9 protein-coding genes are annotated in these 9089 nt (G+C 53.6%); 8 read left to right on the plus strand and 1 reads right to left on the minus strand.

The window, feature by feature from the left end; translation table 11 throughout:
- Positions 1 to 83: 83 nt before the first annotated feature.
- The 5 genes from HMPREF1028_RS04465 (at position 84) to HMPREF1028_RS04485 (ending at position 4569) form a co-directional block, all read left to right on the plus strand.
- Complete coding sequence (locus HMPREF1028_RS04465) at positions 84 to 962, plus strand: endonuclease (RefSeq protein WP_009311610.1); 879 nt, start codon at positions 84 to 86, stop codon at positions 960 to 962.
- Positions 959 to 2251, plus strand: a complete 1293-nt coding sequence (hisD, locus tag HMPREF1028_RS04470; protein WP_009311611.1) for a histidinol dehydrogenase — start codon at positions 959 to 961, stop codon at positions 2249 to 2251. Before HMPREF1028_RS04465 ends, hisD begins: the two co-directional genes overlap by 4 nt.
- Before the next feature lie 89 nt (positions 2252 to 2340).
- A complete protein-coding gene (locus tag HMPREF1028_RS04475) occupies positions 2341 to 3099 on the plus strand; it encodes a nucleotidyltransferase domain-containing protein (protein ID WP_009311612.1) in 759 nt (252 codons plus the stop codon).
- A 4-nt stretch (positions 3100 to 3103) separates the two neighbouring features.
- Positions 3104 to 3415 carry a hypothetical protein gene (locus tag HMPREF1028_RS04480; RefSeq protein ID WP_009311613.1) on the plus strand — a complete coding sequence of 104 codons (312 nt, stop codon included), beginning with the start codon at positions 3104 to 3106 and terminating at the stop codon, positions 3413 to 3415.
- A gap of 92 nt (positions 3416 to 3507) precedes the next feature.
- The gene (locus HMPREF1028_RS04485) at positions 3508 to 4569 is read left to right on the plus strand and encodes a nucleotidyltransferase domain-containing protein (RefSeq protein WP_036529090.1); all 1062 of its coding nucleotides are present in this window, start codon (positions 3508 to 3510) and stop codon (positions 4567 to 4569) included.
- 270 nt (positions 4570 to 4839) lie between these two features.
- Here the strand turns inward: HMPREF1028_RS04485 and HMPREF1028_RS04490 are convergent, their stop codons facing one another.
- A complete protein-coding gene (locus HMPREF1028_RS04490; protein WP_009311615.1) occupies positions 4840 to 5880 on the minus strand; it encodes a zinc-dependent alcohol dehydrogenase family protein in 1041 nt (346 codons plus the stop codon).
- Between the two features lie 162 nt (positions 5881 to 6042).
- Between HMPREF1028_RS04490 and mutY the strand changes: the two genes are divergently transcribed.
- The 3 genes from mutY to HMPREF1028_RS15380 form a co-directional block, all read left to right on the plus strand.
- Positions 6043 to 7137, plus strand: a complete 1095-nt coding sequence (gene mutY, locus HMPREF1028_RS04495) for an A/G-specific adenine glycosylase (protein WP_009311616.1) — start codon at positions 6043 to 6045, stop codon at positions 7135 to 7137.
- A gap of 95 nt (positions 7138 to 7232) precedes the next feature.
- The gene (locus tag HMPREF1028_RS04500; RefSeq protein WP_009311617.1) at positions 7233 to 8702 is read left to right on the plus strand and encodes a protein adenylyltransferase SelO; all 1470 of its coding nucleotides are present in this window, start codon (positions 7233 to 7235) and stop codon (positions 8700 to 8702) included.
- A 283-nt stretch (positions 8703 to 8985) separates the two neighbouring features.
- Positions 8986 to 9089, plus strand: a 104-nt coding sequence (locus HMPREF1028_RS15380; protein WP_232203795.1) for a transposase, incomplete at its 3' end; no start/stop codon positions are given.

Here is a 9089-nt window from a genome sequence, read left to right on the forward strand (position 1 = left end):
GCGTTTTCAGACGACCCTAGCCGCTTCCGCCGACAGGTCGTCTGAAAATACCACCGGCAGTAAACTGTATAGGAGGATTTAAAATGGTTGCAAAAATAAAAAAATTTTCAGATTCAACCCTGTCCGTTTTGAATAACGGCGAACGTCGGTTTTACGTCTATTGCCTGACCGACCTGAAAAAAGACAAAATCCTCTACATCGGCAAAGGCTGCGACAACCGCATCTTCGAACATGAACAGGCCGCCCGTTCACAAGACGGCGACATTGACGTACCGGCACGCAAAGCCATCGCCAAATGCAAGAAACTCGGCCGCCATATCATCAGCTATCATCTCACCGAAGCCGAAGCGCAAGCCGCCGAAACTGCCCTGATTCATTTCGTCAAATCCGTTGTCGGCAAAAAATTCAAAAACCAATCTGCCGGATGCGGCGCAGGCGGCATCAGCGCGGAAGAACTCGACGACCGCTTCAAATTCACGCCCTGCCCGCTTGACGGCCTTAATCCCGACGGCCTGATTCTCGCCGTCAAAATCCAAGACGCGTTAGACTTGGATACCGACGAAGAATCGGACTACCGTTTCGACAACCAAGACGATGCCAACCTCAAATCGCGCACGTTGGGCAACTGGGTTATCGGCAAAGATGCCGCGTCCAAAGTGAAATACATTATCGGCGTTCACACCGGACTGCAAAACGCTGTTGTTAGCGCGTATGAGGTGGACGGTTTCGAAACGCTTGAAGAAACCAAAAACGGCAGAAAACAAACCCGTTACCGTTTCCATACCGCCTCGTGCAGCAAAAAAGTATTGGCCAAACTCGGCCTGCAACAAAAATGCCTGCCCGAATTGAAGTTTGGTAGCGGGGGAGAAAAAGCGTATATCAGACCCAAAACCGAGACTGAACAAGAAAATATTCAGACGACCCCAAGTCCAAAAATATCAAAGGAGAAAACCAAATCATGAAAAAACTCAACACCCAATCGCCCGATTTCCAAATCGAACTCAAAGCCCTACTGGCTTTTGAGACCGCGCAAAATCCCGAAATCGACCGCATCGTTGCCGACATCTGCGCCGATGTGCAGAAGCGCGGCGATGTGGCACTCATCGAATACACCAACCGCTTCGACGGCACATCCGCCCAAACCATAGCCGACCTCATCCTGACGCAAAATGATTTGCAGGCAGCGTTTGAGCGTTTGCAGCCAGAAATTCAAACCGCCTTGAAAATCGCCGCCGCACGGGTCGAAAGCTACCACCAACGCCAAAAAATGGAATCGTGGACGTACGAAGACGAAGACGGCACGCGGTTGGGACAACAGATTACACCGCTCGACCGCGTCGGCATTTACGTTCCCGGCGGCAAAGCGGCGTATCCGAGTTCCGTCATCATGAACGCCATGCCCGCCCATGTCGCAGGCGTGAAAGAAATCATCATGGTCGTCCCCACGCCCAAAGGCGAACGCAACGACATTGTACTTGCCGCCGCCTTCGTCGCGGGCGTTACTAAAGTCTTCACCGTCGGCGGCGCGCAGGCGGTTGCCGCCCTCGCCTACGGCACCGAGTCCGTACCGCAGGTCGATAAAATCACCGGCCCGGGCAACGCCTTCGTCGCCGCCGCCAAACGGCGTGTGTTCGGCGTAGTCGGTATCGACATGGTGGCGGGGCCGTCTGAAATCCTCGTCATCGCCGACGGCACCACGCCCGCCGACTGGGTGGCGATGGATTTGTTCAGCCAAGCCGAACACGACGAAATCGCCCAAGCCATCCTCATCGGCACGTCGCAGCCCTATCTCGACGAAGTCCAAGCCGCCATGAACCGCCTCATCGAAACCATGCCCCGCCGCGACATCATCGAAGCCTCGCTCGGCAACAGGGGCGCGATGATACTCGCCAAAGACTTGGACGAAGCCTGCGAAATCGCCAACTACATTTCCCCCGAACACTTGGAATTATCAGTAGAAAACCCGCAGGAATGGGCGAAAAAAATCCGCCACGCCGGCGCGATTTTCATGGGACGCTACACCAGCGAAAGCCTCGGCGACTACTGCGCCGGACCCAACCACGTCCTGCCCACCAGCCGCACCGCCCGCTTCTCCTCGCCGCTGGGCACTTACGACTTCCAAAAACGCTCCAGCCTGATCCAAGTCTCCGAACAAGGCGCGCAGAAACTGGGTAAAATCGCCAGCGTGTTGGCACACGGCGAAAGCCTGACCGCCCACGCACGCTCTGCGGAATTCAGGTTGAAAGATTGATTCGGCCACATCAACCATCCATCAAAAGCAAAGGTCGTCTGAAAACCGGTTTTTAGGGTTTTCAGACGACCTCTATTAAAAGAAACATCATGAAACAAGCCATTCAAGAAAAACTCACCCACATCGCCCATATCGAGCCTCTGCATTTCCTGCTGGCGGTAGAGAGCGGCAGCCGCGCATGGGGCTTTGCCTCGCCCGACAGCGATTACGACGTGCGCGCCATTTATATCCGTCCGCAGCCATATTATCTGCAAATCGACGAAGCAAAAGACACGTTTGAATTTATCGAAAACCAATGGTTTGACGTTGGCGGCTGGGACATCCGCAAAGCGTTGCGCCTGCTGCGGAAAAGCAATGCCACGCTGCTCGAATGGCTGCGTTCGCCGATGGTTTATACGCAGGACGATGATTTCACAAGCCGTCTGAACGCGCTTGCGCCGCAATACGCCCAAGCCGCCGCGCTGCTGCACCATTATCGCGGCATCGCGGGCAACGCTTTGAGAAACATGGATTTGGCACAACCCGTCAAACTGAAAAAATGGTTTTACGTCTTGCGTCCGCTGCTCGCGGCACGGTGGGCAGTCAAACAAGGCGGCATCCCGCCGATGACGCTGGCGGAACTGATGAGCGAATGGCAAACGGACTGCGCCGTCCAAATTACCGATTTAGTGGCAATCAAGGCGGAACAGGATGAAAGTTACCTGCATACCCTGTCGCCCGAATTGCAACGATTGACTGTTGATTTATATAACGAAGTTTCCGAATTATCCGCCCCTGCCGCCCAAGCCGCCGACAGCGGGCCGCTGAATGAATTGTTCCGTGAAACTTTGGTGGCGGTAAACGGATAAATTTATGCATAAAATCATAGGATATAGAGAATTACATACAGAAAATGGCGAGCCTGTTGAAATTACCATGTATCTCCCCTTTTTTTCTGACGAATACAAAGCATATATTTGCCAATATAAAATAAGCAAATATGATTATTGTGATGAGGGAAGGGCAATCGGTGAAGATATGTTGCAGGCTATTTATTTGGCTATGGTTAAACTTGGCGCTATTCTGTCTCACACCGATTTCTGGAAAAAAGAAAATTTATCTTGGAACGGGGATAAAAATCTTGGATTTCCTTCGCTTGATAATTCCAACCAACATCAGCCGTAAATTGGATTCACAAATCCGACACACACCAAAGGCAGCCTGAACGTGCAGGCTGCTTTTCAATGCCCAACCACCTAACAGAAAGTCGTCTGAAAATGCTCACCATCGAAGATTTGCACACACAAAACCTGCTTCTGCTCGAAGCCGTTTCCGGCAGCCGCGCCTACGGTTTGGCAACGCCCGAATCCGATACCGACATCAAAGGCGTGTTTTACCTGCCCAAATCCATGTTTTACGGCATGGAATACATCCCGCAAATCAGCAACGAAACCAACGACATCGTTTATTACGAACTGGGGCGGTTTATCGAGCTTTTGCTGCAAAGCAACCCGAACACGCTGGAACTGCTCGCCTCGCCGCCCGACTGCGTGCGCTACCGTTCGCCGCTGATGGACGCGTTCAAAACCGAATGGTTTGTATCCAAAGCCTGCCGTCAGAGTTTCGCCGGATACGCCTACGGACAAATCAAAAAAGCACGCGGGCTGAACAAGAAAATCAGCAACCCGATGTCGTCTGAAAAGAAAAGCGTGCTCGATTTCTGCCACATCGTAGAAGGCGCGCAAACCGTGCCGCTGCGGCACTGGCTTTCGCAACGCGGAATGGAGCAGCGGCGCGTTGGTTTGGTCAAAATCGCCCACGCCCGCGAACTCTACGCCCTGTTTTACGACCCCGACGGCATGCGCGGCTACCACGGCATCGCGCTCAAACCCGAAGCCACCAACCTCTCCCTCAGCTCCGTTCCCGAAGGCGAAACCCCGCTTGCCTACCTCTCCTTCAACCAAGATGGATACAGCAGCTACTGCCGCGAATACACCTCCTATCAGCAATGGCTGGCGGAACGTAACGAAACGCGCTACCAAGGCACGCAGGCACACGGACAGGGCTACGACGCCAAAAACATGATGCACACCTTCCGCCTGCTCGAAACCGCCCGCGACATCGCCCGCCACGGCGAAATCCGCCCGCGCCGCCCCAACCGCGACGAACTGCTCGCCATCAAACGCGGCGAATCCTCCTACGAAGAACTGCTGGAAAAAGCAGAACGGCTGATGGCGGAAGTGGAAACAGCGTTTGAGGCTGCCGACCTGCCCGAAACGGTAAATGCCGCTTCAGCGTTGGCGGCTTTGGTTGATGTGAGGGAAAAAATTTACGGATAGATGGCGAAAGGTCGTCTGAAAATGGGAACGGCAAGATTTATCGTGAATGGACTTTAAAAAATCGCTCCATTTGAACCAAACATCAGCCCCATAAATAAAGGGGTCGTCTGAAAATCTGTTTTCAGACGACCTCTATCTTTTTATAGTGGATTAACTTTAAACCAGTACGGCGTTGCCTCGCCTTGCCGTACTATCTGTACTGTCTGCGGCTTCGTCGCCTTGTCCTGATTTAAATTTAATCCACTATAAAACTCAATAATCTGTTTCAAATCAATCCGCTTCCAAAACCACTTTCATGGCTTGGTTTTCGGCGGCGTGTTTGAACACATCATAAGCTTTTTCCAATTCGCTGAATTTGAAACGGTGGGTCAGCATTTTGGTGTAATCGACGGCACTGCTGGAAATTGCCTTCATCAGCATTTCGGTGGTATTGGCGTTTACCAAACCTGTTGTGATGGCGAGGTTTTTAATCCAGAGTTTTTCGAGTTTGAAATCAACGGATTGACCGTGTACGCCGACAACGGCGATATGACCGCCCGGTTTGACGATGTCTTGACACATATTCCATGTGGCGGGGATGCCGACGGCTTCGATGGCGCAATCCACGCCGTCGTCGCCGACGATGGCAAAGACCTGTTTGAATACGTCGCCTGAAGCAGGGCTGACGGTATGGGTTGCGCCCAATTCTTTCGCCAGTTTCAAACGGTTTTCGTCCATATCGCAGACGATGATGGCAGCAGGGCTGTACAGTTGGGCGGTCAACAGGGCGGACATGCCGACAGGACCTGCGCCTGCGATGAAGACGGTGTCGCCGGGTTTGACATCGCCGTATTGCACGCCGATTTCGTGGGCGGTCGGCAAGGCGTCGCTCAACAGCAGGGCGACTTCTTCGTTGACATTGTCGGGCAGCGGAACAAGGCTGTTGTCGGCATAAGGCGTGCGGACGTATTCGGCTTGCGTGCCGTCGATCATGTAGCCCAAAATCCAGCCGCCGTTGCGGCAGTGTGAATAGAGTTGGATTTTGCAGTTGTCGCAAGTACAGCATTTGCTGACGCATGAAATAATGACTTTATCGCCGACTTTAATGTTTTTTACAGCCTCGCCGACTTCTTCTACAATACCGATGCCTTCATGGCCGAGAATACGGCCGTCGGCGACTTCGGGGTTTTTGCCTTTCCAAATACCCAAGTCTGTACCGCAAATCGTGGTTTTGACGATTTTCACCACCGCATCGGTCGGATCGATAATCTGCGGGCGGTTTTTTTCTTCAAAACGGATGTCGTTTGCGCCGTGATAAACCATTGCTTTCATGCTGATACTCCTTGCTTGTTGATAAATAATTTCAATACTGCAATAAAGTCTCCTTATATGAGTTATATACCCCTAAAAAAAATAAGTCAATAAGAATTATTTTCACAATGTTATACCATAACATTTTGTTTTCAATATAAATAAAACCACTGATTGATATTAATGAACACACCCATCCCCTTCTCCGAACTGCTCATCCGCTGGCAAAAACAATACGGCAGGCACCACCTGCCTTGGCAGGTGCAAAACCCTTATTGCGTCTGGCTTTCCGAAATTATGCTCCAGCAGACGCAGGTTGCCACCGTGTTGGACTACTATCCGCGTTTCTTGGAAAAATTCCCGACCGTACAGGCACTTGCCGCCGCGCCGCAAGACGAAGTGTTGTCGTTGTGGGCGGGCTTGGGCTATTACAGCCGCGCGCGCAATCTGCACAAAGCCGCGCAACAAGTCGTCGAACAATTCGGCGGCACGTTTCCGTCAGAGCGCAAAGACTTGGAAACCCTCTGCGGCGTAGGCAGAAGCACCGCCGCCGCTATTTGCGCCTTTGCCTTCAACCGCCGCGAAACCATTTTGGACGGCAACGTCAAACGCGTACTCTGCCGCGTATTCGCCCGCGACGGCAATCCGCAGGACAAAAAATTTGAAAACTCGCTCTGGACGCTTGCCGAAAGCCTGCTGCCGTCTGAAAACGCCGATATGCCCGCCTATACGCAGGGCTTGATGGACTTAGGCGCAACCGTGTGCAAACGAACAAAACCCTTGTGCCATCAATGCCCGATGGCGGACATCTGCGAAGCGAAAAAGCAAAACCGCATCGCCAAGCTGCCGCGCAAAAAAACCGCCCTTGAAGTGCAAACCCTGCCGCTTTACTGGCTGATTGTCCGCAACCAAGACGGCGCAATCTTGCTGGAAAAACGCCCCGCCAAAGGCATTTGGGGCGGGCTGTATTGCGTGCCGTGTTTTGAAACCCTGAACGAAACATACGCTTGCGCCGAAAAGCTCGGCATTTTTTCAGAGTGCGCAGTCTCCCCGTGGGACGACCTTTCCGAGCAACCCGCCCTCACCCACCGCCTGACGCATCGTTTATTGATGATTACGCCGTTTGAAGCGCAAATCAGTTCGCCCGACACGCTGCCCCGTTCTGAAAACGCATCAAAAGATAACCGCTTCTGGGTGAAACCCGAAAATCTGGCGGATTACGGTTTGCCCAAACCGCTGGCAGATTATTTGAAACAACGGCAGCAGGCATTGTTTTAAAAATGCTTGAAAACCAAACACACAGCATCCAACTCTAAAACACAATAAACATACCCGCGCGTTATACAAACCCGCCCGCGCCCGTCAGGAATCCCATGCACACACTCCCCCTGCTTACCCAACAGTTCGTCGAACTCCCACCGTTTTTCTATTCCCGCGTTTCCCCTGAGCCGCTGACCGCGCCCTACTGGGTCGCCTTCAACACCGATTTGGCGGCAGAGTTGAATTTGGATACAGATTTTCAGACGACCGCCAACCTTGCCTACCTCAGCGGTAACGCGCCGCAATACGCGCCCGCGCCCATTGCCAGTGTTTACAGTGGCCATCAGTTCGGCGTCTATACCCCGCGCCTTGGCGACGGGCGCGCGATCTTGATTGGCGACTCCGTCGATGCCGCGGGACAACGCCAAGAGTGGCAGCTCAAGGGCGCAGGCAAAACGCCCTACTCCCGCTTTGCCGACGGGCGCGCCGTCTTGCGCTCCTCCATCCGCGAATACCTCTGTTCCGAAGCCATGCACGGTCTCGGCATCCCCACGACCCGCGCCCTCGCCCTGTGTGGCAGCGACGACCCCGTTTATCGTGAAACCGTCGAAACCGCCGCCGTCCTGACCCGCATCGCCCCGAGCTTTCTGCGCTTCGGCCATTTCGAATACTTCTATTACACCGGCCGCGAAGCCGAAATCCAACAACTTGCCGACTACCTCATCCGGCATTACTACCCCGACTGCCGAGATGCCGACAATCCCTACGCCGCCCTGTTGGAACAAATCCGCAACCGTACCGCCGATACCGTCGCCGCATGGCAAAGCGTCGGCTTCTGCCACGGCGTGATGAATACCGACAACATGTCTGCATTGGGGCTGACCATAGACTACGGCCCTTTCGGCTTCCTCGACGACTACGACCGCCGCCACGTCTGCAACCATTCCGACACCCAAGGCCGCTACGCCTACAATGCCCAGCCCTTCGTCGCCCATTGGAATTTCTCCGCCCTCGCCTCCTGCTTCGACACCCTCGTCCCACACGACACCCTCGAGCAACTCATCGACGGCTGGACAGAAGTTTTTCAGACGACCTATTTAGAGAAAATGCGCCGCAAACTCGGTTTGCAGCAAGCAGACAAAAGAGACGACGAAAGCCTTATCGCCGACCTCTTCGCCGCCCTGCAAGACCAAAAAACCGACTTCACCCTGTTTTTTAGAAACCTGTCCGGAGTCAGCAATACACACGGCGAACCCCTTCCGCCCAAACTCGAACAAACCTTCAAAAACGGCGTTCCGCCCGCCTTCATCCGCTGGCTCGGACGCTACCGCCAACGCCTGCGCGCCGAAAACAGCAATCCCGCCGAACGCGCAATACGCATGAACCTGACCAACCCGCTCTACATCCTGCGCAACTACCTTGCCGAACAAGCCATCGCCCAAGCCAGAAACGGCGATTACCGCGAAATCGAACGCCTGCGCTGCTGCCTCGCCCGTCCCTTTGACGAACAGGCAGAGTTCGCCGACCTTGCCGAACCGCCTCCCGAAGGCAGCATTCCGGTTTGCGTCAGTTGTTCAAGTTAGACGTTGAAGAAGACAGACAAAAAGGTCGAGACCTTTGCAAAATTCCCCAAAATCCCCTAAATTCCCACCAAGACATTTAGGGGATTTTCCATGAGCACCTTCTTCCAGCAAACCGCACAAGCCATGATCGCCAAACACATCGACCGCTTCCCGCTATTGAAGTTGGATCAGGTGATTGATTGGCAGCCGATCGAACAATACCTGAATCGTCAAAGAACCCGTTACCTCCGAGACCACCGCGGCCGTCCCGCCTATCCCCTGTTGTCCATGTTCAAAAGCCATCCTGCTCGGACAATGGCACAGCCTCTCCGATCCCGAACTCGAACACAGCCTCATCACCCGCATCGATTTCAACCTGTTTTGCCGTTTTGACGAACTGAGCATCCC

The sequence above is a fragment of the Neisseria sp. GT4A_CT1 genome, from assembly GCF_000227275.1.
In the GTDB taxonomy this organism is placed as follows: domain Bacteria; phylum Pseudomonadota; class Gammaproteobacteria; order Burkholderiales; family Neisseriaceae; genus Neisseria.